The organism is Micromonospora nigra, from assembly GCF_900091585.1.
GTDB lineage: Bacteria > Actinomycetota > Actinomycetes > Mycobacteriales > Micromonosporaceae > Micromonospora > Micromonospora nigra.
Genome location: NZ_FMHT01000003.1, coordinates 5,184,508 through 5,209,836, shown reverse-complemented (window position 1 = coordinate 5,209,836; position 25,329 = coordinate 5,184,508). Strand labels below are relative to the sequence as shown.

Sequence of the window (25,329 nt, the reverse complement as noted above, 5' to 3'; positions counted from 1 at the left end):
CGGACGCCACGTTTTTCCCGACATGGCGGCACGAAGCCACCCGGACCGCTTCCCCGGAGCACGGCACGCAGGCGACGCGAGCATGATCGGAACGCGGGCGAGAGCGCTGCGGCTAGGCTGCGGGCATGCCAGGTACGGTCGGCCGAGTCCCCACGCCACCCGCCCCGGTCTCGGGTGCGCCCAGCGGTACGGGAGCCGCGGCACGCGTGCTCGGGCACCCCTGGGCCGCCACGGAGCTGGGCCCGCTGCCCACCTGGGATCCGGCCGTGCGCGCGGCGACCGACCTCGTGCTCGCCTCCCCGGTTCCCATGGCGCTCACTCTCGGCGACGAGCTGCTTCTGCTCTACAACGACGCGTACGCCGAACTGATCGGCGACAAGCACCCGGCGGCGCTCGGCCGACCGGCGGCGGAGGTGTTCGGCGAGGTCTGGAGCATGCCCGGCGTCGGGGACGTGATCGAGCACGCCTACCGCACCGGGGAGCCGTTCCTGGAGAAGGAGGCGACGCTGCCGATTCACCGCCGGGCGGACGTCGCCGAGCAGAGCGTGTTCACCCGCGGCTCCTGCGCGGTGCGGGACAGCGCGGGACGGGTCGTGGGCGTGCTGACGGTGGCGGCGGAGATCACGCAGGTCACCCGGCAGTTGCAGAGCCTCGGCGACTTCGCCGCCGCGTTGGCCGGCACCCTGACCCTGGACGATGTCGCCCGGGTGGCGCTGCGGTACGCGCTGACGGTGTTCGACGCCGACCGGGTCTCGTTCGCCGTCGACGAGGGCGGCGGTGGATGGCGGATGGTCCGGCGCGTCCGGGGCGAGCTGATGGACGAGGCCGACGAACGGTTGCCGCCGCTGTGGCGGCGCGGGCCGGCCGACTGGCCGGCACCCGCCGTGGAGGCCGCCCGCCGGGGCGGGGCCTCGTACGTCGACGACGGGGAGCCGTTGCGCGGCATCGCCGTCGACCGCCACGACCAGAAGGTCCGGGCGCTGGCCGCGGTGCCGCTGCGGGCCGCGGCCGTGCGGGGCGGCATCACGGTCGGCCACCACGACCCGCACTCCTGGTCGGCCGCCGACCGGGCGCTGCTGGCCGCCTCCGCCGAACTCATCGGCCAGGCCGCGGAACGGGCCCGCCGGTTCGAGACCCAGCACGGAACGGCCCAGCTGCTGCAACGCAGCATGCTCCCGGAGCACCTGCCCGACCTGCCCCGGCTGCGGATCGCGGCCCGCTACGACCCGGGCGTCGACGGTAACGCCGCCGGCGGCGACTTCTACGACGCCTTCCAGCTCCCCACGGGCGAGCTGGGCATCGTGCTCGGTGACGTGGCGGGGCACGACGTGCAGGCCGCCGCGCGGATGGGGCAGGTACGGGCGGCCCTTCGGGCGCTGGCGCTCAACGATCCCCGTCCCGACCAGGTGCTGGCCGGGCTGGACCGCCTGGTCACCAGCCTGGGTGCCGAGGGGGCGACGCACGAGCTGTTCGTGACGGTGGTGTTCGGGGTGATCGACGCAGACCGTTCGCAGGTCACCCTGGCCAGCGCGGGTCATCCGGCCCCGCTGGTCCGCCGGTGCGCCCCGGACGGGCAGGCCCGCGCCACCTACGTGGACGTGCCGGCCGGCGCCCCACTGGGGCTCGGTTCCCGCCCCGTCACCCGGACCGTGCCGTTCCACCCCGGCGACACGTTGCTGCTGTTCAGCGACGGGGTGGTGGAGCGCCGTCAGCAGGGGCTCGACCGAGGGTTGGCGACCCTGGCCGAGGCGGTCGCGGGGGCGCACAGCGGCGATCCGCGTGCCCTCTGCGCGGCGGCGACGGCCGCGGTGCCGGGCGCGACGGAGGACGACGTGGCGGTGCTGGCGGTGGAGCACGCACTGCGGCCGAGCCGGTCGGCGAGCATGGAGGTGCCGGCCGAACCGACCGCGCCGAGCCGGGTGCGGCACTGGCTGACCGGCCAGCTCACGGAGTGGCAGGTGCCCGAGACGGTGGTCGGCGCGGCCGTGCTGTGCACCAGTGAGCTGACCACGAACGCGTTGCTGCACGCGGGCACCGCCGCCCGGGTCGAGATCGACCTGAGCCCGGAGCGGTTGCTGGTGTCGGTCGCCGACTCGGGGACGCGGGGCACGGTCACCCGGGCCCGCACGGACACGCTCAGCAGCCGGGGCCGGGGGCTGGGGCTGATCGAGGACCTGACCGACGCCTGGGGCACCGACCCGACGGTGCGCGGTTCGACCGTCTGGTTCGAGATCCTGCTCCCGGCGGGCTGACCGGCCCGGCTCCGCCCGACCGCGCCGCCCGACCGCTCCGCCCGACCGCTCCGCCCGACCGCCGACCGCCCGCCACGGGCAGGAATACGAAGAGTCTTCCGGGGGCACTGTGGGCTCCACCTGTCCGCGCGCGCGGGCGAGGCGGAAGGTGGTGGCCGTGGAACCGGTCGACGTAGCGTTCGCGGTGGTGGGCCTGGGGGCCCTGCTGGCGGGCATCCTGCCCCGCATGTTGGAGCGTCGGCCGCTGTCCATGCCGATCGCCTTCCTGGGGCTGGGCATGCTGGTGTTCCTGCTGCCCATCGGGCTGCCCATGCCCGAACCCCTCGAACACCGGGTCTTCGCCACCCACCTCACCGAGATCGGCGTGATCGTGGCGCTGATGGGGGCCGGGCTGAAGATCGACCGGCCGTTGAGCTGGGCGCGCTGGTCGTCCACCTGGCGGCTGCTGGCGATCGCGATGCCGCTGTGCATCGCGGCGGTGGCCCTGCTGGGCTGGTGGTGGGCGGGCCTGGTGCCGGCCGCGGCCCTGCTGCTCGGTGCGGCCCTGGCCCCCACCGACCCGGTGCTCGCCGCCGACGTGCAGGTCGGCGAGCCCAACGACGTGGAGGACGCCGAGGACGAGGTGCGCTTCGCGCTCACCTCCGAGGCCGGGCTCAACGACGGCCTGGCGTTCCCGTTCGTCTACGCGGCGATCGCGATCGCCACCACCAGCCTCGCCCCGTCGGACTGGCTGCTCCGGTGGCTCAGCGTCGACGTGTTCTACAAGGTGGCCGTCGGGGTGGCCGGTGGGTGGGTCATCGGCTGGCTGCTCGGCAAGCTCTTCTTCCGGGCGCCCAGCGAGTTCCGGCTGGCCCGGCACTCCGAGGGGTTCCTGGCGTTGGCCGCCACCTTCCTGGCGTACGGGCTGATCGAGCTGGTGGGCGGGTACGGCTTCCTGGCCGTGTTCGTGGCCGCCCGGGCGATCCGCGCGGCGGAGCGTACCCACGAGTTCCACGCCGTGCTGCACGACTTCGCCGAGCAGGTCGAACGGCTGCTCACGGTGATGTTGCTGCTGCTGTTCGGCGGTGCGGTGGTGAACGGGCTGCTGGTGCCGCTGACCTGGCCGGCCGCCCTGGTCGGGCTGTCGCTGGTGTTCGTGGTGCGACCGCTGGCCGGCTGGTTGGCGCTGCGCGGCGCGCCGGGGCGTCCCGCCGAGCACTGGGTGATCGCCGTGTTCGGCATCCGCGGCGTGGGGTCGTTCTACTACCTGGCGTACGCCACCACGAAGGCGGACTTCCCGCAGGCGAAGCTGGTCTGGGCCACGGTCGGCCTCGTGGTGATCGTGTCGGTGGTCCTGCACGGGGTGGCGGCGACCCCGGTCATGCAGTTGCTCGACCGCGCCGGCCAGCGCACGGTCGACCCGCCACCGCCCTCCGCCCCGGACCGTCCGGCGGTCACCTCGGCCTGACGGTCAGGTCAGCCGCTCGGCGAGGGCGCGGCCGAGGTCCCGGCCGGAGCGCCAGGCGCTCTGCACCCGGGGGGTGCCGTAGGCGTCCCCGGCCAGCCCGACGCCGTCCGCGTCGAGGTGGAACCCGCCGCCGGGTCCGGCGGTCGGCTTGGCGTACGTCCAGCGGTGCACGTGCGTGTGGACGGCCCGATCGGGCAGCCGCAGCAGGTCGCGTACGGCCTCCTCGATCGCTGCGGCGGCGGCGCTGGGCTGGGCGAGGTGGCCGGCGGCGAACTCCGGTGTGGTGTGTGCGACCAGCACGGGGGCACCGTCGCCGCGGCGGTCGCCGTCGTCGCAGACCAGGGTCAACAGCGGGTGGTCGTTGACGAACGCGCCGGCGAAGTCGGGCCAGCGTCGGGACGGGAAGCGCAGCACGGCCGCCAGCGAGGCGGCCCAGGTCTGCTCCTGGACCGCCCGGGTGGCGGCCGTCAGGGCGGGGTCGAGCACCAGCGCCGCCTGGGGACCGGGCATCGCGAGGACCACGGCGCGGCAGGGGTGACCGTCGACCACCGGCCCCGGCTCCACGGCCAGGACCAGCCGGTCGACGGTCACGGGCAGGTCGGCGGCGAGGTGTTCGACGAGCGACCGCAGTCCTCGCGGGGCGGCCCAGCGGGTCGGGCCCGGCACCACTCGGCGACCGTCGGCACCGTACGCGACGAAGGTGTCGGTCCAGGGCCGGGCCAGCCCGGCGGCCCGCCAGCGGTCGACCACCTCGACGAAGTCGGGGTCACTGACGGTCAGGTAGGCCGCGCCGATGTCCGTCGGCCGGCCGTCGAAGCGTCTGCTGGCCATCCGGCCGCCGGGTACGCGGCCGCGTTCCCGGATCTGCACCGCGACGCCCGCCCGGGCGAGTTCGACGGCGCAGGCCACCCCGGCGATGCCCGCGCCGACCACCACGACGCCACTACGGTCCGCACCCATCCGGTGATCATATGCGCCGGCCGGCGGCGGACGACTGGGGATCGCCCCGGCCCGACGTGCGGTCAGCCCCGCCCGACGTGCGGTCAGCGGCGCGGGAGGCGGTGCAGCTCGACGTCGTCGAGTCGGCCCGCCGCGACCGTGGCGGTGAGGTAGGTGGCGTGCGGCTGCGCGCGCCGGTCGGTGGGCGAGCCGGGGTTGATCAACCGCAGGCCGCCCGGGGCGACGGTGTCCCACGGGATGTGCGAGTGGCCGAACACGAGCAGGTCGCAGTCGGGGAACCGGGCCGCGCAGCGGTGTTCCCGCCGAGTCCGGGGGCCGGTGTCGTGCACCATCGCCACGCGCAGTCCGTCGAGGTTGATCCGGGCGATCTCGGGCAGCCGGGCCCGCAGCGCCGGCCCGTCGTTGTTGCCGTGCACCCCGACGAGCCGGGCGGACCGCGCCGACATCGCGTCGAGCAGCGGCTCGTCCACCCAGTCTCCGGCGTGCAGCACCACGTCGGCAGCCTCGATCTCCGCCCACAGCTGCGGCGGCAGGTCCCGGGCCCGTCTGGGGACGTGGGTGTCGGCCGTGATCAGCAGTCGCATGGCGTCATTGTCCGCCGCCGGGATGCCGAGGGCTTCACACGACCGCAACGAGCCCGTAGTTTGTCGTCCAACGATGGGAGCGCTTCCAGTGGCGCTCTTGAATGAACTGGAGACGCCATGCGAAGCAGACCGGCGCTCGCCGCGGCAGTCGCCGCGACCGCGCTCACCGCTGTCACCACCGTCGCCCTGGGCATCGCCCGGACACCCGCGGCCGCCGCCGCCGAGTCGGCCTTCTACGTCGACCCGAGCACCTCCGCGGCGCGCTGGGTGGCGGAGAACCCCGGCGACCCGCGAGCCGCCGTCATCCGGGACCGGATCGCCAGCGTGCCGCAGGGCCGCTGGTTCACCCGCACCAACACCTCGACGGTACGCGCCGAGGTCGATGCCCTGGTCGGCGCTGCCGCCGCAGCGGGCAAGATCCCGATCCTGGTCGTCTACAACATCCCCAACCGGGACTGTAGCGGTGCCAGCGGCGGCGGGGCACCCGACCACGCGACCTACCGCCAGTGGGTCGACCAGGTCGCGGCGGGCCTGGCCGGGCGACCGGCCACCATCGTCCTGGAACCGGACGTCCTGCCGATCATGACGAACTGCCAGAGCGCCGCCCAGCAGGCCGACACGGTGGCGTCGATGGCCTACGCGGGCAAGGCGCTCAAGGCGGGCTCGGCCGCGGCGAAGGTCTACTTCGACGCGGGACACTCGGCCTGGCTCTCACCCGGCGAGGCGGCGGCCCGGTTGAACCGCGCGGACATCGCCAACAGCGCCGACGGCATCTCGCTCAACGTGTCCAACTACCGGCGCACGGCCGACGAGGTCGGGTACGCGAAGGCGATCATCGCGGCGACCGGCGTACCCGGACTGACGGCGGTCGTCGACACCAGCCGCAACGGCAACGGGCCGGCCGGCTCCGAGTGGTGCGACCCGCCGGGTCGGGCGATCGGCACGCCGAGCACCACCGCCACGGGCGACCCGGCGATCGACGCGTTCCTCTGGGTGAAGCTGCCCGGCGAGGCCGACGGGTGCATCGCCGGTGCCGGTCAGTTCGTCCCGCAGCGCGCGTACGACATGGCCGTGGCCGCCGGGCCGGTCCCGACCACCGCCCCGCCGACCACCGCCCCGCCGACCACCACTCCCCCCACCTCCGCTCCCCCCACCACCACTCCCCCCACCACCACTCCCCCGACCACCGCTCCCCCCACCACTCCGCCGGCCGGGGGCTGCACGGTGACCTACACTCCGAACTCCTGGTCCGGCGGTTTCACCGCCGAGATCCGGGTGACCAACCGCGGGGCCGCCCTCACCGGGTGGACGCTCGCCTTCACGCCCGGCAGCGGGGTGCGGCTGACCAACGGCTGGAACGGTGAGTGGAGCCAGTCGGGCGACCGGATCACGGTCGGCAACGCCGCCTGGAACGGCAGCCTGCCCTCGGGCGGCACCGTGTCCGTCGGCTACCAGGGCACCTTCAGCGGTGCCACGCTCCCCACACCCGGTTCCTTCACCCTCAACGCCACCCCCTGCACCTGACCCACCCACCCGTTCCTCTCCTCCACCCCACCCCTCCCGCCCCACCCCGCTCGCGTCGGTCACGACGTTGACTCGCCGACACGCCGATCCGGCCGGCCGCAACGTGGTGATCATGCCGTTCGCAGGGTGGGGCGGGAGGCGAGGGGTGGGGTGGGTTTGGGGTCGGGTCCCGGGGAATGCGGGAGGCTGACGAAGGAGGAGGACCATGACCACACCGTCCAGTCCGACGTCGGCCTGGCGACCGGACATGTCCGGTGGCGACACCCTCCCGTCCGGCCCCGGGGGCCGGCCCACCGCACCGGGGCACGACGGCCACGGCCCGCCGACCGGGCCGCCGACCGTGACCATCGGGTCGTACCCGGACTATCCGTCGGCGCAGCGGGTGGTGGACCACCTGGCCGACAACCGTTTCCCCGTCGAGCACGCCGCCATCGTCGGCACCAACCTCACCCTGGTCGAGACCGTCCTGGGTCGGATGACCACCTTCCGGGCGGGTCTGGTCGGTGCGGGTACCGGAGCCTGGTTCGGGTTGTTCATCGGGCTGCTGTTCGGCATCTTCACCGTCGGCAACTGGCTCGCGGTGATCCTGGTCGGCCTGGTCATCGGTGCGGTGTGGGGCGCGGTGTTCGGGGCCGTCGCGCACGCCATGACCGGCGGCAAGCGGGACTTCACCTCGGCCAGTTCACTGCGGGCCGGGCAGTACGCGGTGATCGTCGACGCGCACCTCGCCGAGCAGGCCAGACAACTGCTCGGGCGGCTACGTCTCGAGGCCGACCAACCGCACTCCGGCTGACCGGCGGGGCCTCGCGGGGGCGGCTGCGGGGCACCGACGCCGCCACCCCCGCAGGTGGACCGCGGGAACCGTCATCGTGCGGGTCAGTCGTCCGTGGCGAGCCGGGCGTGCAGGTGCTCGTCGTGGCGCCGCCCGTCGCCGTAGCGGTGCGACTGGCGCAGCGTGCCCTCAGCGGGGAAGCCGGCCCGCTCGGCGACCCGGCACGAGGCCCGGTTCGCGACGGCGTGGCACAGCTCGATGCGGTGCAGCCCGCGCGCGGTGAACCCCCACGTGCTCAGCGCGCGTACCGCCCGCGTGGCGACGCCTCGCCCCCGAGCGGCAACGACGGTCCAGTAGCCGATTCCCGCGTCCTCGTCGACGATCGAGTGCAGCGCCACCGCGCCGAGCAGGGTGCCGTCGTCCGCGTCGGTGACCGCCAGCGAGACGTGTCCCCCGTCGGACCAGTCGGCCCGGCGGCGGATCCAGGCGGCGGCGTCAGCCACGGTGACCAGGTCGCCCTGCGGGTTCCACCGGGCGATGTCCGGCTCCCGCAGCGCGGCGTGCACCGCCGGCGCGTCCTGCGCCCGCCACGGACGCAACAGCAGGCCGGGGGCGGCCAGTTCCACGCGATCCACGAGGCGGAGTCTGGCACAGGTCCGCTCATCGGACCGCAGGGGTCAGGCGACGGCACGGGTCAGCGGACAACCACCCGGGCTCGCCACGCTTCGCCCCGCGGCACGTCTTTCAATCCTGGACGAGATGCTTCGTCAGGTTGTACCTCCGGTGTCCCAGACCACTCTTTCAACTTTGAAGTAGTGCTACTGTCGGGGGCGTGACCGAAAGTCTGGACAGCGTCCGCCTCGCCGCCTGGCGCGCCTACATCGAGGGCAGCCAGCGGTTGTTCACCCAGCTGGAGGACGACCTGCGCGCCGCGAGCGACCTGAGCTTCGCCGACTACCACGTGCTGGTGCTGCTGTCCGAGGCACCGGGCCAACGACTGCGGATGGGTGAACTGGCCGGCCTGCTGGTCTTCTCCCCGAGCCGGCTGACGTACCAGATCTCCTCGATGCAGCGGCGCGGCCTGGTCGCCCGGCAGTCCTGCCCGCAGGACCGCCGGGGCAGCGAGGCGGTGCTCACCGCCGCCGGTCTGCTGGCGCTGCGCGAGGCCGCACCGCACCATCTGCGCTCGGTGCGGGCCCACCTGATGGACGACCTCGACGACGCCGAGGTCGCCTGTCTCGATCGGGTCTTCACCCGACTCGGTCGGCGGCTGCGCACCGGCGAGGCCACAACCGGCCAGGCCACGACCCACGAGGCCACCGCCGGCCCGGCCGCCGGCCAGGCCACCGCCGGGCCCGCCGCCCCCGCCGCCACCTGACCCCGCCGGCCACCTGACCCCGCCGGCCACCTGACCCCGTCCGGCAGTTCGTCCGAAGCGCCAAGGAGCCCGAGATGCCCGCGATCACCGTCGACAACGTCCTCGTCCTGCCCCGTCTGCCACAGCTTCCGGAGACCACCGCCTTCCGGCCCGTCCGCCGGCTGAGCACCGCGCCCAGCGGCTACGAGGGGGAGGGCTTCCCGGTGCGCCGCGCCTTCGCCGGGGTGCCGGTCAGCGACCTGGACCCGTTCATCCACCTCGACCAGATGGGCGAGGTGGACTACGCGCCCGGCGAGCCGAAGGGCACCTCGTGGCACCCGCACCGCGGGTTCGAGACCGTCACCTACATCATCGACGGGGCCTTCGACCACCAGGACACCCACGGCGGGGGCGGCACGATCACCAACGGCGACACGCAGTGGATGACGGCCGGCAGCGGCCTGCTCCACATCGAGGCACCGCCGGAGCACCTGGTGACCAGCGGCGGCCTGTTCCACGGCACCCAGCTGTGGGTGAACCTGCCCCGGGCCGCCAAGATGAACCCGCCCAGGTACCAGGACATCCGGGGCCGGGAGGCGGCGCTGCTCACCACCCCGGACGGCGGTGCGCTGATCCGGGTGATCGCCGGTGAGGTGGCCGGGCACCGGGGGCCGGGCTCGACGTTCACCCCGATCACCATCACCCACGTGACGGTGCAGCCGGGGGCGCAGGTCGACCTGCCCTGGCGGCCGGACTTCAACGCCCTGGTGTACGTGCTCGGCGGACGGGGCACCGTCGGCACCGAACGGCGCCCGGTGCACACCGGGCAGCTCGCGGTGCACGGCCCCGGTGCCGCGCTGCGTTTCACCGCGGACGCCCAGCAGGACGGCAACGCCCCGGCCCTGGACCTCTACATCATGGGCGGCGAGCCGATCCGGGAGCCGGTGGCACACTACGGCCCGTTCGTGATGAACACCCGTGACGAGCTGATCCAGGCGTTCGAGGACTTCCAGGCCGGCCGGCTCGGCGTCATCCCGGCGGCACGGGTGCCGCACACCGGCGGTCAGGGACCGCGCCCCTGAGGTACCGGCGGGTGGGCTCCTGCGTGACCGGGGAGGGCGTCCACCCGCCGGGCGGTCAAGACACGGCGAAGATGCCGGCGACGCCGAGGACCACCATCAACAGGAGGGCCACCAGCGCACCCCGCTCACCCTCCACCGCCTGCTCACGGTGCTCGGTCACGGGGTTCGTCGTCTCGCCGGACATGGTGTGGCCTCCTCGGTGCTCGGGTAAGTGGTGGGCAATGGCGCCCCCGGTGCGGTCACCGGCGTGCGGGCCCGCGATCGGGGTCGTGTCGCGAGGCGTCGGGACCTCGGGAGGGATGGACGTTGACGATGCGGGACTGGTTTCTCACCGCGCCGGAACGCGCCAACCCGGCCTCTGACTTACCCGTCTGGACCAGCGGAAACCTCGCCGAGCCGCTGATTCACGGAGCGGCCTACTTCGACCGGCTGGTGCGCGAGGTCGAGGCGATGAAGGCCGGTGACCACCTGTTCTTCCTCGACTGGCGGGGCGACCCCGACGAGCGGCTGCGCCCGGACGGCCCGACGGTGGCGCAGTTGTTCTCCCGGGCCGCGCAGCGCGGGGTGGTGGTCAAGGGACTGATCTGGCGCTCCCACCTGGACGTGCTCTCCTACAGCCACCAGGAGAACCGCAACCTGAGCGAGACCGTCAACGCCGCCGGCGGCGAGGTGCTGCTGGACCAGCGGGTACGCCGCGGCGGCTCGCACCACCAGAAGCTGGTCGTGCTGCGCCACCCGGACTCGCCACAGCGGGATGTCGCCTTCGTGGGCGGCATCGACCTGTGCCACAGCCGGCGCGACGACGACTCCCACCGGGGCGACCCGCAGGCCGTGGTCATGTCCCACCACTACGGTGACCGGCCGCCCTGGCACGACGTGCAGCTGGCGGTGCGCGGGCCGGTGGTCGGGGCGCTCGACACGGTGTTCCGCGAACGGTGGACCGACCCGATGCCACTGGATTCGGAGAACCCGCTCGCGTACCTGCGGGACCGGCTGCGCGGCGCGGACCTCCGACCGAGCCGGTTGCCCCCGCAGCCGGCCGACCCGTCGCCGTGCGGCCCGCACCACGTGCAGGCGCTGCGCACCTATCCGGCCGTGCGCCCGCGGTACTCCTTCGCCCCCCGGGGCGAACGGACCGTGGCGCGCGGGTACACCAAGGCGGTCCAGCGGGCCCGGCGGCTGGTCTACCTGGAGGACCAGTACCTCTGGTCGACGGAGGTCGCCGACCTGTTCGCGCGGGCCCTGCACGACAATCCGGATCTGCATCTGGTGGCGGTGGTGCCACGCCACCCGGACGTGGACGGCCGGCTGGCGCTGCCTCCCAACACGGTCGGCCGGGAACAGGCGCTGGCGTTGTGCGAGAAGGCCGCGCCGAACCGGGTGCACGTGTTCGACGTGGAGAACCACGAGGGCACCCCGGTCTACGTGCACGCGAAGGTCTGCGTCGTCGACGACGTGTGGGCGAGCGTCGGCAGCGACAACTTCAACCGCCGCTCCTGGACGCACGACAGTGAGCTGTCCTGTGCGGTGCTGGACGACACCCGCGACGACCGGAGCCCCGTGGACCCGGCCGGGCGGGGCGACGGGGCCCGCCGCTTCGCCCGGGAGCTGCGGCTGCGACTGTGGCGCGAGCACCTCGACCGGGACCAGGCCGACGGCGACGACGCCGACCTGATCGACCCCGCCGACGCCGTCGCGACGATCACCGCCTCGGCGGAGGCGCTCCAGCGGTGGTACGACGGCGGCCGGGTCGGGCCCCGTCCGCCCGGCCGGCTGCGGCCCCATCGGGCACGGCGGCTGCCGTGGTGGACGCGGGCCTGGGCGCTACCGGCCTACCGGCTGGTCTACGACCCCGACGGCCGCCCGCTGCGGGCCCGGCGTGCCGGCACCTGGTGAGCGCAGGACCATCTCCCGCTCCCCCAGCACGGTCAAGCCGCCGGGGTACGCGAACGACGCCCGGGGTGAGTAGTAGCCCCACGCGATGGTCAGCGGGTTCTCCGGGCGCAGCGCGAAGATCGGATGCTCGGGCTCCAGGAACTCCACCGATTCGATCTCGAAGCGGGTGACCGGCTCGGCGACCACCGGGTAGACGCTGCTGACCAGTCGCCCCGACACGGCGGTGACGTAGCGGTGGTGGCCGGCGTGGATGGTGTGCCCGGTGTCGCCGGCCCGCACCCGGGCGCGGATCACCGGGACGCCGTGCATCTCGGTCTCGGTCTCGATGCTGTCCCGCGGGTGACGAAGGTGGTGCGGCCGGGCAGGACGGGGGCACCCCGGGCCCCGGCGTAGTCGCGGACCCGGTCGCTGGAGGTGACGTAGTGGGTCCACCAGCCGGCGGGGGTCACCCCGTCGGGGGCTTCCAGCCCGGTGAGCGTCACCCCGAGGTAGGTCAGCGAGTAGGCGCCGAACCCGGAGGTCTGGCTGGCGTCGTCGACGACGTACTGGTTCATGAAGACCTGGCGGTCGGGGTGGGCACGCAGCCCGTCGGGCACCAGCGCCGCGACCGCGTCGGGGTCGGCCGGTATCCAGCTGAAGTACAGCGTGCGGCAGTCCACCACGAGCTGGGGTACGGCGGGATCGAGCACGGTGCCTCCGAACGGGTGACGTACCCGCGACGCTACGGGCGGTCCCGTGGAGTGGACAACGACGGAAAGGCGACAGTCCGGGTCGGTCTTCGGGGTCGGGCGGGGACGCCCCGCCACCCGGACAGCCGCGCCGAGCCAACCCGCACGGCCGCCCGCGCCGCCGGGCAACCCGGACGCCCGCCCGCCGACGCCGCCAGAGCGGGTGTCGAGGGGGTGATCCGGGTCACCAACAGACCGCGATACGTCCGATTTGCTACACACATGAGGAAAGGTTGCTTAAGTACATCGTACTTTCGGCTAGATTTCCACGAGCCGATCAGGTTAAGGTGACTCCCGAACGGCCCATCTGGAACTAAACCAAAGCGTCACGTCTTTATCCGCGGACGAGGTGCAGGGAGGACTACCCATGACCGCGCCAACGATCAGCGAGCAGGCCAGCACCACCGAGGCCGCCCCCGCGAAGCTCGACCCGCGGGCCCTCACCGACAGCGCCGCCGACCTGCTGAACGCGATGGCCGCCCTGCCGGCCAACCATCCGTCGCGCGCCGCTCTGCGCGACCGCGCCATCGAGGCCTGGCTGCCGCTGGCCAACCACCTCGCCCACCGCTACAGCGGTCGCGGCGAGCCCACCGACGACCTGGCGCAGACCGCCGCGGTGGGCCTCATCAAGGCCATCGACAAGTTCGACCCGTCCCGCGGCGTCGACTTCGCCGGCTACGCGATCCCCACCATCATCGGCGAGCTGAAGCGACACTTCCGCGACCGTACCTGGGACATCCGCGTTCCGCGCCGGCTCCAGGAGCTGCGGCTGGCGATCTCCGACGCCAACAGCTCCCTGCTGCAGACCCTCGGCCGTTCCCCGACGGTCGCCGACATCGCCGCCCACCTCAAGCTCACCGAGGAAGAGGTCCTGGAAGGGCTGGAGGGTGCCCGCGCCTACAACGCGGTGTCGCTGTCCACCCCGACCGGTGACGGCGACCGGGCGACCGAGCTGGGCGACATGCTCGGCGGCGAGGACTCCGAGTTCGAGCTGGCCGAGCTGCGGGTCGCGCTGGGCCCCGCCCTGGCCACACTCGACGAGCGGGAGCAGAAGATCCTGACCCTGCGCTTCTACGGCAACCTGACCCAGTCGCAGATCGCCGAGCAGATCGGCGTCTCGCAGATGCACGTCTCACGGCTGCTGGCCCGGGCGCTGACCAAGCTGCGGGGGCAGCTCGACGGCACGTACTGACGGCAGGGGGGACAGCCGGGGGGTACGGCGGCGGGGCCGGGTCATCGACCCGGCCCCGCCGCCGTGTCATGCCGGCCGGCGTCCACCGGCCGACGACCGGGCGGCCGAACACACCCCTGGGCCCGGCCGCCCGGCGACTCAACCGGCGGACGGCTCCCGCCACATCGGCCAGAACGGGGTGCCGTCGGGCAGCCGGAACGGTTCGTCCACCCGGTACCCGTGCCGGGCGTAGAGGTCGCGGCTGCGCGGGCAGCTCGCCTCCAGGTAGGCGGGCATCCCCTGGGCGTCCAACACCGCGTGATGGTGCCGCAGCAGGGCCGTCCCCAACCCCTGCCCCTGCCGCGCCGGATCCACCGCGAGGAACGCCAGGTGGTGGTGGTCGTCGTGCGGGTGGTGGTCGGCGAACAGCTTGTCGAGGTGCACGAAACGCTCGGTCCACTGCCCGCACGCCGCCGAAAGTCGCGCGTCGTAGTCCGGCGGCGGTGGTGCGGGATCACCGACCGAGGGGAACCAGACGGCCACCCCCGCCCGGTCGGTAGTCGCGTACACCAGGCCGTGCCGCACGGCGTGGTCGACCATGATCTCGAAGTGCGCGGCCATCACCGTCGGGCGGCTCGCCTCGTCCGGCACCAGCCAGCGGGGCTGGTCGAGCACCAGGAACGCCTCGGTGATGCGCTCGGCGACCAGGCGGATGTCCGCCGACCCGAGCCGCTCGACCGGTGGCCCGCTCACCGTCGCGCCTCCGCGCCGACCGGGACCGGCTCGCCGTGGCGCGGCCCCGCCGGCCCCGCCGGCGCGGTCATCGCCGTCACGCTCTCCGCGCCCAGCCCGATCCGGGCGTACGTGTCGGGGCGGTTGCGCCGCAGCATCACCCCCCACAGCGCGCCGAGTGCCGCCGCCACCGGATACGCCAGCGGGATGGCCCAGCGCAGCGGCGAATCCGGCGCGACGCCCAGCAGGTTCGCGAAGTTCTGCACCGCCAGCACGATGATCACCGTGAGGGCCACCGCCGCCAGCGCCGGCGCGACCAGCCGGCGCCACAGGCTCTCCCCCTGCCCGTTGCGGGCGAAGTACGCGATCACCGCGACCGAGGTGGTGGCGATCAGCAGCAGCACGCCGAAGCCGCCACTGGTGCCGCCCCAGAAGAACAGCTGCAGCACCGGGTCCCAGCCGTTCGCCGCGTACAGCACGATCACCAGCAGGCCGAGGCTGCTCTGCGCCATCGAGGCCACCCGCGGCGCGCCGGTCATCGGCGAGGTGCGCCCGAACGCGGCCGGCAGCACCCGCTCGCGGCCGAGCGCGAACGCGTACCGGGCCGTGGTGTTGTGGAAGGAGATCATCGCGGCCAGCACCGAGGTCAGGAACAACGCCTGGCCGATGGTGACGACGGTGCCGCCCAGGTGCGCCTCGGCCAGGTTGAAGATCAGCGCGACGCTCTGCTCACCGGCCGCCTCGGTGATCCGGTCCGGTCCGACGGCCACCGTCATGCTCCACGACGACAACGCGTAGATCGCCGCGATGATCGCCACCGACAGGTAGGTGGCCATCGGCACCGTACGCTTCGGGTCCTTGCTCTCCTCGCTGAACACCACACTGGCCTCGAAGCCGACGAAGCCCAGGATGGCCAGCACCAGCACCGCGCCCGCGCCCGGCACGACGAGGTTGTCCGGGGACAACGCCGCGAAGCTCACCTCACCGGCGGCCGGGTTGGCGAGCTGCCCGAGGTCGAAGACCAGGATGACGACGATCTCCGCGCACAGCAGCGCCGCCAGCACCAGACCGTTGATGTCCACCCGGAGCAGGCCGAGCACCGCCACCAGCGCCCACGCGACCAGGGCCACGACCCACCACTGCACGGTCACGTCGAACAACCGCGCCAGCACGGGTTCGGCGGCGGCGCCGATGGTGCCGTACAGGCCGACCTGAAGGGCGTTGTACGCGATCAGCGCCACCCAGGCCGCGCCGACGCCGGCCGGCCGGCCGAGCCCCCGGGCGACGTACGCGTAGAAGGCACCCGCGTTGGTCATCCGGCGGGCCATCGCCACGTAGCCCACGGAGAAGACGGTCAGCACGACCGCCACGGTCAGGAAGGCCAGCGGAATGCCGAGCACCCCGATCACCCCGTAGCCGGTGGTCACCACGCCGGCCACCACGGTCAGCGGCGCGGCGGCCGAGAGCACGAAGAAGATCACCGAGGGGACGCCCAGCCGGCCCCTCGCGAGGGCCTCGGAGACGTTGCTCGGGCGGGGGGTTGTCGCTGTCGGGGGCATGCGCTACTCCGGAATGAGGGGGGGAAGGGGTAGGGGTGCCGGTTCAGATGCCGCGCAGCACCGCGGCACCGACGGCGGCCTCGGTGTGGGCGACCAGTTCCTTCAGCGGTGGGGGCAGCGCGGGGATCAGCAGGTTGAGCCGGTGGTGGGCACGCGGCCCCGCGCTCCACAGCACCTCGCGGGTCAGCCCCACCGCCGCGACGAGACCGAGCAGCAGGGCGTCCGGGACGCCGGGCGGATCCGGCCGCTCCAGCACGGCGCGCAGCCGGGTCGCCGGCCAGGCGACCACGTTGAGGTCGAGCGGCACGTAGCTGACGGTGGTCTTCAACAGCCGCCGGCTCTCCTGCCGGCGCAGCACGCCGCCCCGGGCCAACCGTTCGCCGACCGCGGTCACCGCGGTCTGCCCGAGGAAGCTCAGCCAGGTGCGCACCGACTGGTGCTGGGCCTCCCCGACGAGCTGGTCGAGGACGGTGTGCGCCAGCGCGTCGGCCGGGGGACGTCGGTCGACCACGGTGACCGTCCCGTCGATCACCGTGACGTGCCCGTACAGGACAAGCTCGCCGAGCAGCCCGCCCGCCAGGCCCAGCCCCGCCGCGGTCGGGTGGAGCTTGGCCTTGCCTCGGCTGTCGTTGTGCGCGATCAGGAAGAACTCGTCGGCGATGAGCAAACGTCCTCCCCAGACCGGTTGTCCCAATGATCGCAACCGGGAAAGGATGCACCGAGCGCAACTGCAACGCAACTCCCGTTTTCGATGGTTGCACTCCGTGCTGATGCGACCTGCGGATCTTGCCGTGACAGACTCGGAGGGTGACCGCGAGCCCCACCGTCCGCCGACGCCGCATCGCCCGGGAACTACGCCAGTTGCGCGAGCGCGCCGGAATGACCCTCGACATCGCCGCCCGCCAATTGGACATGTCCAAAAGCAACCTGTCCCGTATCGAAAACGCACAGATCGGCATCAAGCCGCGCGACGTCCGGGCCGCGTTGGCGCTCTACCAGGTCACCGGCCCGGACGCCGAGGCGCTCATCGAGATCGCCCGTGGTGCGCAGCAGCGCGGCTGGTGGCAGCACTACAGCGACGTGCTGCCGGAGTGGTTCGAGTTCTACGTGGGGCTGGAGGCCGAGGCGGCGACCCTGCGCACGTACGAGGCCGAGGCCGTGCCGGGGCTGTTGCAGACCGAGGCGTACGCCCGGGCGGTCTACCGGCTGACGGCCGGCGAGGAGGGCCTGGACCGCAAGGTCGCCGCGCGGCTGCGCCGGCAGGAGGTGCTGCGCCGCGACGATCCGGTGGAGTTGTCGGTGGTGCTCAACGAGGCGGCGCTGCTGCGGCCGGTGGGTGGCCGGGCCGTGATGGCCGAGCAGGCAGCCCACCTGCACACCGTCGCGCAACTACCGAACGTGACGGTGCAGGTACTTCCGTTCGCCGCCGGCGGACACCCGGCGATGAACGCGCCGTACGTCGTGCTCACCTTCCCCGATGCGGCCGACGCGGCGGTGGTCTACCTGGAAAACCTCACGTCAGGCCTGGCTCTCGAAGAAGCCGGCCAGGTCCGCGGGTATAGCCTGGTGCACGAGGAGCTGCGCCGGATGGCGCTCGATCCGGTGGCGTCGTTGACCCGCCTGGAGGAAGCTTCTCGTTACTTTACGTGACCGCATCGGCGGCGCGTCGGCACAGACGAGAGGTACCGCGATGACCGCGCTCGACCTGACCCGGGCGGAGTGGCGCACCAGCACGCGCAGTGTGGGCAACGGGAACTGCGTGGAGGTGGCCGGCACCGGCGGTGGGATCGCGGTCCGCGACAGCAAGGACCGGCAGGGCCCTGCCCTGGCCTTCGCTCCGACCGCCTGGCACGCCTTCGTCCGCGGCATCGACGGGGTACGCCCCGACTAGACCGGGCGGGCCACGGCCCACGCCCCCGGGGTCCCGGTGCGAGACTGGGCCGTGCTCTCCGACGTACCGCTGGACCTGCCCGTACGGCCGGCCCTGCCGGCGCTGGTCGCAGCCCTGCGGTCGGCCGGTGCGGGGGTGCTGGTCGCCCCGCCGGGCACCGGCAAGACCACCCTCGCCCCGCTGGCGGTGGCCGACGGGGTACGGGGGAAGGTGCTGGTGGCCCAGCCCCGCCGGGTCGCCGCCCGCGCGGCGGCACACCGCATCGCCGCGCTGCTCGGCGAGCGGGTCGGCGACCGGGTCGGCTACGCGGTCCGCGGCGAGCGGCGGGTCGGGCCCCGCACTCGGGTCGAGCTGGTCACCACCGGGCTGCTGGTCCGTCGGTTGCACCACGATCCGGAGCTGACCGGCGTCGGTGCCGTGCTGCTCGACGAGTGCCACGAGCGGCAGCTCGACGCCGATCTCGCGCTCGCCTTCACCGTGGAGGCCCGCGCCGCGCTGCGTCCCGACCTGTGGCTGGTGGCGATGTCGGCCACGGCGGAGGCGGACCGCTTCGCGGCGCTGCTCGGTGGCGACGGCGACCCCGTGCCGGTGGTGCGGGCGCCGTCCGCGCTGCACCCGGTCGAGCGGGTGTGGGCCCCACCGCCCCGGCCGGTGGCCCCACCCGGAGCCGGCCCCGTGGACCGCGCCCTGCTCGACCACGTCGCCGCGACCGTCCGGCGGGCGCTGCGCGAACACGACGGTGACGTGCTGGTCTTCCTGCCGGGCGCGGGTGAGATCGGCGCCGTCGCCGGCCGGCTGGCCGACCTGCGCGACGGCGTGGCCGTCCTGCCGTTGCACGGCCGCCAGCGCGGCGCGGAGCAGGACGCCGCGCTGCGCCCGGCCGAGGGTCGCCGGGTGGTGCTGGCCACCGCCGTGGCGGAGACCAGCCTGACCGTGCCGGGGGTGCGCACGGTGGTCGACGCCGGGCTGTCCCGGGTGGCCCGCCTCGACCTGGCCCGAGGGCTCGGCGCCCTGGTCACCGTGCCGGTGTCCCGTGCGGCGGCCACCCAGCGGGCCGGCCGGGCCGGCCGGGAGGCCCCCGGGCGGGTCTACCGCTGCTGGTCGGTGGCGGCCCACGAACGGCTGTCCGCGCAGCCGGAGCCGGAGATCACGACCGCCGACCTGACCGGCCTGGCGCTGGACCTGGCCGCCTGGGGGTCGCCGGACGGCGCCGGGCTCGCCCTGCCCGACCCGCCGCCCGCGGCGGCCCTGACGGTGGCCCGGGACACCCTGACCACCCTCGGCGCGCTGGATGCCGCCGGGCGGATCACCGCGCGGGGCCGTGCGATCGGCGCTGCCGGGGCGCACCCCCGGCTGGCCCGCGCCCTGCTCGACGGTGCGCCACGGGTGGGCGCCGACCGGGCCGCCGAGGTGGTCGCGCTGCTGGCCGAGCAGACCGTGGCCGGTCCGGGTGACGACCTGGTCGCCGCATGGCGGCGGCTGCGCGCCGGCGCCGACCCGGCGGCCACCGGCCGCTGGCGGGCCGAGGTGCGCCGGTTGCGCGCCGCCCTGCCCGAGGCCGCCCCCCGGGCCGGGGAACCCCGCCGCGACCACCTGCCCGACGATCTCGCCGCCGGGCTGCTGGTCGGTCTGGCGTACCCGGAACGGCTGGCCCGGGTGCGGCGACCCGGCGGGTCCGCGTACCTGATGAGCGGCGGGACCGCGGCGCAACTGGCACCGGCGTCGCCGCTGGCGGGGGTCGACTGGTTGGCCGTCGCGGTGGCCGACCGCTCCCCCGGCACGCCGTCCGCCCGGATCCGGCTGGCGGCCGCCGTGAACGAGGCGACCGCCCGGGAGGCGGGCGGGCCGCTGCTGCGCACCGAGCGGGAGGTGGGCTGGTCGGGCACCGACGTGGTGGCCCGCGAGGTGTGCCGGCTGGGCGCGATCGAGCTGGTGGAGCGTCCGCTGACCCGGCCCGACCCGGCGGAGCTGACCGCTGCGCTGCTGGACGGGCTGCGCCGCTGCGGCCTGGACCTGCTCGGTTGGACCCCGGCCGGCCGGGCGCTGCGGCAGCGGCTGGCGTTCTGCCGGCAGGCACTCGGCGACGACTGGCCGGACGTGTCCGACGAGGCGCTGCTCGCCGCCGCACCGCACTGGCTGGGCCCGGAGTTGACCTCCGCCCGCCGCCGCGCCGACCTGGCCCGGGTGGACGTCGTCGCCGCACTGCGTCGGCTGCTGCCGTGGCCCCTCGCGGGGCGGTTGGACGAACTGGCCCCGGAGCGGATCACCGTGCCGAGCGGTTCCCGGGTCCGGGTGGACTACGCCGACCCGGCCGCCCCGGTGCTCGCCGTCAAGCTCCAGGAGACGTTCGGCTGGGCGGACGCGCCCCGGATCGCCGGCGGCCGGGTGCCGGTGCTGCTGCACCTGCTGTCCCCCGCCGGTCGGCCGGTGGCGGTCACGGCCGACCTGGCCTCGTTCTGGCGGACGGGCTATCCGCAGGTGCGCTCCGAGCTGCGGGGACGCTATCCGCGCCATCCGTGGCCGCAGGACCCGGGCACGGCCGTGCCGACCCGGCACACCACGGTACGCCGCCGGTAGGGCTCAGTCCTCGTCCAGCACGTCGGCGATGATCACGGTGACGTTGTCCGGGCCACCGGCACGCAGCGCCAGGTCGATCAGCCGGCGGGCGCACTCGGCCCGGTCCGGGTGCTGCGCGAGCACCTCGGCGAGGGTCTCCGGGCCCACCACGTTGGACAGGCCGTCGCTGCACAGCAACCAGCGGTCGCCCGCCCAGGGCACCATCGTGGCGTACGTCGGGGAGACCTCGTCGCCCTGCAACGCCTGGGTGACCACGGCCCGCCGGGGGTGGCTGCTGGCCTCCTCCGGCGTGATCATGCCCTGGTCGACCAACATCTGCACGAACGTGTCGTCGCGGGTGATCTGCTTGAGCACCCCCTCCCGGAACAGGTAGGCCCGGGAGTCACCGATGTGGGCCAGCGCCAGGCAGCTGCCGGTACGCGCGAAGAGCAGGGCGGTCAGGGTGGTGCCCATGCCCTGGCGCTGGGGGTCCTCGGTGACCGCCTGCCGGATCCGGGTGGTGGCGACCTGGATGCCCCTCTGCAGGGCGGCCACCAGGGCGTCTTCGGGCGTCTCGGCGTCGAGGGGGGCCACCGCGTCGATGGCGATGGCGCTGGCCAGGTCGCCCGCGGCCATGCCGCCCATGCCGTCGGCGACGGCGACGAGCCAGGTGCCGGCGTGCAGGGCGTCCTGGTTCCCGCTGCGGATCAACCCGCGGTCGCTCGTCCCGATCGAACGCAGCTTCAGGGTCATGGGAGGCAGCCTGCCAGGAAGTGGGTGGGATTGTCTCTAGGAGATCAGGACGACGGGCGTGGCGCGGCGAAACTCACTGACGACGGGCCCGCGCCACCATCGGGACAGGTCGATTGACAGGGGACGACACCCCTGGAAACATGCCCGATACCTGGGAGCGCTCCCAGGTTCGCCACCACCGCACGTGCCGTCCCGTCCGCCCGTCCGGAAGGAACCCCCCGTGACGCCATCCCGACGTCGCCTCGCGGTGCTCGCCGCAGCGACCACCGTGGCACTGACCGGCGTGAGCGCCGGCGTCGCCCACGCCGACCCGCCCCCCGGCGCCCCCGAACAGATCACCAACGGCGACTTCAGCGCCGGCGTGGCCCCCTGGTTCTCCTTCGGCACCGGCCCGCTGGGGGTGACCGACGGCCAGCTGTGCACCACCGTCGCCGGTGGGCTGGCCAACCCGTGGGACGCCGGCGTCGGCCAGGACGGCGTGCCGCTGATCGCCGGTGCCGAGTACACCCTCGGCTTCGACGTCTCCGCCGCTCCCGGCGGCGCGGTCCGGGCCGTGCTGCAACTGGGTGCCGCCCCCTACACGGCGTACGTCACCGTCGACACCACGGCCACCGGAACCACCCAGCGCGTCGAGAAGACCTTCGTCGCCTCCGACGACAACTCGGCCGCCCAGATGATCTTCCAGATCGGCGGCAACGCCGACGAGCAGAGCATCTGCCTGGACAACGTCTCGCTGCGCGGCGGCGAACCGCCGGAGCCCTACGTGCCGGACACCGGGCCCCGGGTGCGCGTCAACCAGGTCGGGTACCTGCCCGGCGGGCCGAAGAACGCCACCGTCGTCACCGACGCCACCGAGGCCCTGCCCTGGCAGCTGCGCTCGGCCGCCGGGGCCGTGCTGGCCAACGGCACCAGCACCCCGCGGGGCGTCGACGAGGCGTCCGGGCAGAACGTGCACACGGTCGACTTCTCGTCGTACGACACGCCGGGCAGCGGGCTGACGCTCACCGTCGACGGTGAGACCAGCCACCCGTTCGACGTCTCCGGCACCGTCTACGACCAGCTCCGCTCGGACGCCCTGCAGTTCTTCTACATCCAGCGCAGCGGCATCGCCATCGACGGCGACCTGGTCGGCGAGGAGTACGCCCGGCCGGCCGGGCACCTCGGCGTCGCGCCCAACCGGGGCGACACCGACGTGCCGTGCCAGCCCGGCGTCTGCGACTACTCCCTCGACGTGCGCGGCGGCTGGTACGACGCCGGCGACCACGGCAAGTACGTCGTCAACGGCGGCATCGCCACCTACCAGCTGCTGAACACCTTCGAGCGGACCAAGACCGCCGCCACCGCCGACGGCGGGGCGGCCCTGGGCGACGGCAGCCTGCGGGTGCCCGAGCGGGGCAACGGGGTGCCCGACATCCTCGACGAGGCGCGCTGGGAGCTGGAGTTCCTCATGCGCATGCAGGTGCCGGCCGGCGAGCCGCTCGCCGGGATGGCCCACCACAAGATCCACGACCAGAACTGGACGGGGCTGCCGTTGCAGCCGGAGGACGACCCGGAGCTGCGCGAACTGCACCCGCCGTCGACCGCCGCCACCCTGAACCTGGCGGCCACCGCCGCGCAGTGCGCCCGCCTGTTCGCCCCCTACGACGCGGCGTTCGCGCAGCGCTGCGCCACCTCGGCCGAGCGGGCGTACGCGGCGGCCAAGGCCAACCCGCAGCGGTACGCCAGCCCCACCGACGGCAACGGCGGCGGCGCGTACGACGACAGCAACGTCACCGACGAGTTCTACTGGGCGGCCGTCGAGCTGTGGCTGAGCACCGGCGAGCAGGCGTACCTGACCGACCTGCGGGCCTCGGCGCACCACACCGGCGACGTGTTCGACCCGCGCGGCTTCGGCTGGCAGGGTGTCGCGGCGCTGGGCCGGCTCGACCTGGCGACCGTGCCCAACGGGCTGCCGGCCGCCGAGCTGACCCGGATCCGGGAGTCGGTCACCGATGCCGCCGACGCGTACCTCGCCGAGATCGACCGGCAGGCGTACGGGCTGCCGCTGCCGGGCGACCCGGGCAGCTACTTCTGGGGCGGCAACGGCAACGTCATCAACAACGCGGTCGTGCTGGCCACCGCCTTCGACCTGACCCGGGACGCGAAGTACCGGGACGGGGCGGTGCAGACGATGGACTACATCCTCGGCCGCAACGCCCTCAACATCTCGTACGTGACCGGGTGGGGTGAGCACGCGGCGAAGAACCAGCACAGCCGCATCTTCGGCAACCAGTACGACCCGGAGCTGCCGAACCCGCCCGCCGGCTCGATCGCCGGTGGCCCCAACGCCGCCCTGCAGGACCCGTTCGTGCAGCAGCTGCTGGCCGGCTGCAAGCCGATGTTCTGCTTCGTCGACGACATCGCCTCGTACTCGACGAACGAGGTGGCGATCAACTGGAACTCGGCGCTGACCTGGCTCGCGTCCTTCCTGGCCGACCAGGCTGACGCCGCGGCGGTGCCCGCGCCGACCTGCGCGGTGCGCTACACCACCCACGGCAGCTGGTCGGGCGGGTTCACGACGCAGGTGACCGTCCGCAACACCGGCACGGCGGCGGTCGACGGCTGGGCGCTGCGGTTCGCCTTCGTCGGCGACCAGAAGGTGAGCCAGTCCTGGCTGGCCGACGTGACCCAGACCGGGGCCACGGTGACCGCGACGAACGAGCCGCACAACAAGCGGATCGCCCCGGGCGCCACGGTGACCTTCGGCTTCAACGGGGTCAGCGACGGCGGACCGAACCCGGATCCGGGTCTGGTCACCCTCAACGGGGGGGCCTGCACCAGCTACTGAGTGCGGTGGGGCCGCCGGCCGGCGGCCCCACCCACCCGGGCGCTCGGGTGGCCCTCCCGAGATCCGGCTCGGGACCCGACCCGGCGGGCCGGCCGCCCTGCCGCACGCGGGTTGGCCGCCCTGCCGCACGCGGGATGGCCACCGCCGGCCGGTCGCCCGCCCGCCGCTCGCCCGCCCGCCGGCACCGGGTGGTCGGTCGCCGGGTGGCGACCGGCGTGGGCCGCTCAGCCGGCGGTGCGCAGCTTCGGCAGCACCTGGTCGCCGAATGCGTCCAGGAACGCCCGCTGCTGCTGCCCGACGTGGTGCACCGCGATCTCGTCGAAGCCCAACTCGACGTACTCCTGTAGCCAGCCGACGTGCCGGCCCAGGTCGGCGGAGACGTTGACCACCTCGGCGACCTTCTCCATCGACACGTCCGCGGAGACGACGTCGAAGTGCGCGACGCTGTCGAGGTCCCAGCAGACCGGCGGGGCGAAGACGTTGCTGCGCCACTGGTCGTACGCGATGGCCTCGGCCTCGGCCTGCTCGGGCGCCCAGCTCACGTGCACCTGCAGGTGCAGCGGGCCGCGGCCCCCCGCGCCCCGGTAGGCGTCGATCATCTGACGCAGGTGCGCGACGGGCGCGTTGACGGTGATCAACCCGTCGGCCCACTCCGCGCACCATCGGGCGGTGGCCACGCTGACCGCCGCGCCGACCAGGGCGGGCGGCTGCTCGGGTCGGGTCCACAGTTTCGCCTGGTCCACCCGCACCAGGCCGTCGTGGCTGACCTCCTCGCCGGCCAGCAGCGCCCGGATCACGTCCACGCACTCCCGCAGCCGCGCGTTGCGGACGTCCTTGCGCGGCCAGGCGTCGCCGGTGATGTGCTCGTTGCTCGCCTCACCGGTGCCGAGCGCCGCCCAGAACCGGCCCGGGTACATCGCCCCGAGGGTGCCGATGGCCTGGGCGATGATCGCCGGATGGTAGCGCTGACCGGGCGCGTTGACCACGCCGAAGGTCAGGCCGGTGGCCTCGAGAGCGGCACCGAGCCAGGACCAGGCGAAGCCGGACTGCCCCTGGCGTGCGCTCCACGGGGAGAAGTGGTCCGAGCACATGGCGGCGTCGAAGCCGACCCGCTCGGCGTGGACCACCGCGTCCAGCAGCTCGCGGGGGTGGATCTGCTCGTGGGAAGCGTGGAAACCGATCGCCGTCATGCCCCGTGTCCCTACCCACTCGGCGTGGTGGGTAAGCGGGTGCCCGGC

The 25,329-nt window shown here is 73.9% G+C and carries 23 protein-coding genes; 12 read left to right on the top strand and 11 right to left on the bottom strand.

The window, feature by feature from the left end; genetic code table 11:
• The first annotated feature begins 125 nt into the window (after window positions 1–125).
• Both GA0070616_RS22890 and GA0070616_RS22885 read left to right on the top strand, forming a co-directional pair.
• On the top strand, window positions 126–2,252 hold the full coding sequence (locus tag GA0070616_RS22890) for an ATP-binding SpoIIE family protein phosphatase (RefSeq protein WP_091087024.1): 2,127 nt from the start codon (window positions 126–128) through the stop codon (window positions 2,250–2,252).
• 157 nt (window positions 2,253–2,409) lie between these two features.
• Complete coding sequence (locus tag GA0070616_RS22885) at window positions 2,410–3,699, top strand: cation:proton antiporter (RefSeq protein WP_091091415.1); 1,290 nt, start codon at window positions 2,410–2,412, stop codon at window positions 3,697–3,699.
• 3 nt (window positions 3,700–3,702) lie between these two features.
• On the opposite strand, the gene GA0070616_RS22880 is transcribed toward GA0070616_RS22885, so the two are convergent.
• Both GA0070616_RS22880 and GA0070616_RS22875 read right to left on the bottom strand, forming a co-directional pair.
• The gene (locus GA0070616_RS22880) at window positions 3,703–4,659 is read right to left on the bottom strand and encodes an NAD(P)/FAD-dependent oxidoreductase (RefSeq protein ID WP_091087021.1); all 957 of its coding nucleotides are present in this window, start codon (window positions 4,657–4,659) and stop codon (window positions 3,703–3,705) included.
• Window positions 4,660–4,742: 83 nt separating this feature from the next.
• Window positions 4,743–5,243: a metallophosphoesterase family protein gene (locus GA0070616_RS22875; protein ID WP_091087017.1), complete on the bottom strand. Its 501-nt coding sequence runs from the start codon at window positions 5,241–5,243 to the stop codon at window positions 4,743–4,745.
• A gap of 117 nt (window positions 5,244–5,360) precedes the next feature.
• Between GA0070616_RS22875 and GA0070616_RS29235 the strand changes: the two genes are divergently transcribed.
• Together GA0070616_RS29235 and GA0070616_RS22865 are read left to right on the top strand one after the other, a co-directional pair.
• Window positions 5,361–6,767 (top strand): glycoside hydrolase family 6 protein, encoded by a 1,407-nt coding sequence (locus tag GA0070616_RS29235; protein WP_091087014.1) that lies wholly within the window; start codon window positions 5,361–5,363, stop codon window positions 6,765–6,767.
• 205 nt (window positions 6,768–6,972) lie between these two features.
• A complete protein-coding gene (locus GA0070616_RS22865) occupies window positions 6,973–7,560 on the top strand; it encodes a general stress protein (RefSeq protein WP_091087011.1) in 588 nt (195 codons plus the stop codon).
• Window positions 7,561–7,643: 83 nt separating this feature from the next.
• Here GA0070616_RS22865 and GA0070616_RS22860 read toward each other — a convergent pair whose 3' ends face one another.
• Window positions 7,644–8,174 (bottom strand): GNAT family N-acetyltransferase, encoded by a 531-nt coding sequence (locus tag GA0070616_RS22860; protein ID WP_091087008.1) that lies wholly within the window; start codon window positions 8,172–8,174, stop codon window positions 7,644–7,646.
• 197 nt (window positions 8,175–8,371) lie between these two features.
• On the opposite strand from GA0070616_RS22860, the gene GA0070616_RS29230 reads away from it, so the two are divergent.
• Complete coding sequence (locus GA0070616_RS29230) at window positions 8,372–8,917, top strand: MarR family winged helix-turn-helix transcriptional regulator (RefSeq protein ID WP_091087006.1); 546 nt, start codon at window positions 8,372–8,374, stop codon at window positions 8,915–8,917.
• A 74-nt stretch (window positions 8,918–8,991) separates the two neighbouring features.
• Window positions 8,992–9,978, top strand: coding sequence for a pirin family protein (locus GA0070616_RS22850; protein ID WP_091087002.1), 987 nt, complete (start codon window positions 8,992–8,994; stop codon window positions 9,976–9,978).
• 55 nt (window positions 9,979–10,033) lie between these two features.
• Here GA0070616_RS22850 and GA0070616_RS29225 read toward each other — a convergent pair whose 3' ends face one another.
• Window positions 10,034–10,162, bottom strand: a complete 129-nt coding sequence (locus GA0070616_RS29225; protein ID WP_281188348.1) for a hypothetical protein — start codon at window positions 10,160–10,162, stop codon at window positions 10,034–10,036.
• Between the two features lie 122 nt (window positions 10,163–10,284).
• On the opposite strand from GA0070616_RS29225, the gene GA0070616_RS22845 reads away from it, so the two are divergent.
• Complete coding sequence (locus GA0070616_RS22845; protein WP_091086999.1) at window positions 10,285–11,874, top strand: phospholipase D family protein; 1,590 nt, start codon at window positions 10,285–10,287, stop codon at window positions 11,872–11,874.
• Here the strand turns inward: GA0070616_RS22845 and GA0070616_RS28970 are convergent.
• Window positions 11,803–12,183 carry a hypothetical protein gene (locus tag GA0070616_RS28970; protein ID WP_245712862.1) on the bottom strand — a complete coding sequence of 127 codons (381 nt, stop codon included), beginning with the start codon at window positions 12,181–12,183 and terminating at the stop codon, window positions 11,803–11,805. The genes GA0070616_RS22845 and GA0070616_RS28970 overlap by 72 nt on opposite strands.
• A complete protein-coding gene (locus GA0070616_RS28965) occupies window positions 12,165–12,563 on the bottom strand; it encodes an acetoacetate decarboxylase family protein (protein ID WP_245712861.1) in 399 nt (132 codons plus the stop codon). The genes GA0070616_RS28970 and GA0070616_RS28965 overlap by 19 nt, the downstream gene beginning before the upstream one ends.
• Window positions 12,564–12,969: 406 nt before the next feature.
• Between GA0070616_RS28965 and GA0070616_RS22835 the strand changes: the two genes are divergently transcribed.
• Window positions 12,970–13,794, top strand: a complete 825-nt coding sequence (locus GA0070616_RS22835; RefSeq protein ID WP_091086994.1) for a SigB/SigF/SigG family RNA polymerase sigma factor — start codon at window positions 12,970–12,972, stop codon at window positions 13,792–13,794.
• A 138-nt stretch (window positions 13,795–13,932) separates the two neighbouring features.
• Here the strand turns inward: GA0070616_RS22835 and GA0070616_RS22830 are convergent, their stop codons facing one another.
• From GA0070616_RS22830 to GA0070616_RS22820, 3 genes are read right to left on the bottom strand one after another with little or no spacing between them, the layout of a single operon-like run.
• Window positions 13,933–14,526 (bottom strand): GNAT family N-acetyltransferase, encoded by a 594-nt coding sequence (locus GA0070616_RS22830; protein ID WP_091086990.1) that lies wholly within the window; start codon window positions 14,524–14,526, stop codon window positions 13,933–13,935.
• The gene (locus tag GA0070616_RS22825; RefSeq protein WP_091086986.1) at window positions 14,523–16,064 is read right to left on the bottom strand and encodes an APC family permease; all 1,542 of its coding nucleotides are present in this window, start codon (window positions 16,062–16,064) and stop codon (window positions 14,523–14,525) included. The genes GA0070616_RS22830 and GA0070616_RS22825 overlap by 4 nt, the downstream gene beginning before the upstream one ends.
• A gap of 43 nt (window positions 16,065–16,107) precedes the next feature.
• Window positions 16,108–16,731: a GOLPH3/VPS74 family protein gene (locus GA0070616_RS22820; RefSeq protein ID WP_091086982.1), complete on the bottom strand. Its 624-nt coding sequence runs from the start codon at window positions 16,729–16,731 to the stop codon at window positions 16,108–16,110.
• 140 nt (window positions 16,732–16,871) lie between these two features.
• Here GA0070616_RS22820 and GA0070616_RS22815 point away from each other — a divergent pair, with 140 nt between their 5' ends.
• The 3 genes from GA0070616_RS22815 to hrpB are packed head-to-tail and all read left to right on the top strand — an operon-like array spanning window position 16,872 to window position 20,532.
• Window positions 16,872–17,714 (top strand): helix-turn-helix domain-containing protein, encoded by an 843-nt coding sequence (locus GA0070616_RS22815; protein WP_091086978.1) that lies wholly within the window; start codon window positions 16,872–16,874, stop codon window positions 17,712–17,714.
• A 40-nt stretch (window positions 17,715–17,754) separates the two neighbouring features.
• The gene (locus tag GA0070616_RS22810) at window positions 17,755–17,955 is read left to right on the top strand and encodes a DUF397 domain-containing protein (RefSeq protein WP_091086972.1); all 201 of its coding nucleotides are present in this window, start codon (window positions 17,755–17,757) and stop codon (window positions 17,953–17,955) included.
• Between the two features lie 51 nt (window positions 17,956–18,006).
• On the top strand, window positions 18,007–20,532 hold the full coding sequence (gene hrpB, locus GA0070616_RS22805) for an ATP-dependent helicase HrpB (protein ID WP_091086969.1): 2,526 nt from the start codon (window positions 18,007–18,009) through the stop codon (window positions 20,530–20,532).
• A gap of 3 nt (window positions 20,533–20,535) precedes the next feature.
• On the opposite strand, the gene GA0070616_RS22800 is transcribed toward hrpB, so the two are convergent.
• Window positions 20,536–21,264, bottom strand: coding sequence for a PP2C family protein-serine/threonine phosphatase (locus tag GA0070616_RS22800; RefSeq protein ID WP_091086965.1), 729 nt, complete (start codon window positions 21,262–21,264; stop codon window positions 20,536–20,538).
• A gap of 220 nt (window positions 21,265–21,484) precedes the next feature.
• Between GA0070616_RS22800 and GA0070616_RS22795 the strand changes: the two genes are divergently transcribed.
• Window positions 21,485–24,091, top strand: coding sequence for a glycoside hydrolase family 9 protein (locus tag GA0070616_RS22795; RefSeq protein ID WP_091086961.1), 2,607 nt, complete (start codon window positions 21,485–21,487; stop codon window positions 24,089–24,091).
• 224 nt (window positions 24,092–24,315) lie between these two features.
• Here GA0070616_RS22795 and GA0070616_RS22790 read toward each other — a convergent pair whose 3' ends face one another.
• Entirely contained in the window at window positions 24,316–25,281 is a 966-nt protein-coding gene (locus GA0070616_RS22790) for a TIGR03885 family FMN-dependent LLM class oxidoreductase (RefSeq protein ID WP_091086957.1), read from the bottom strand.
• Window positions 25,282–25,329: the final 48 nt, after the last annotated feature.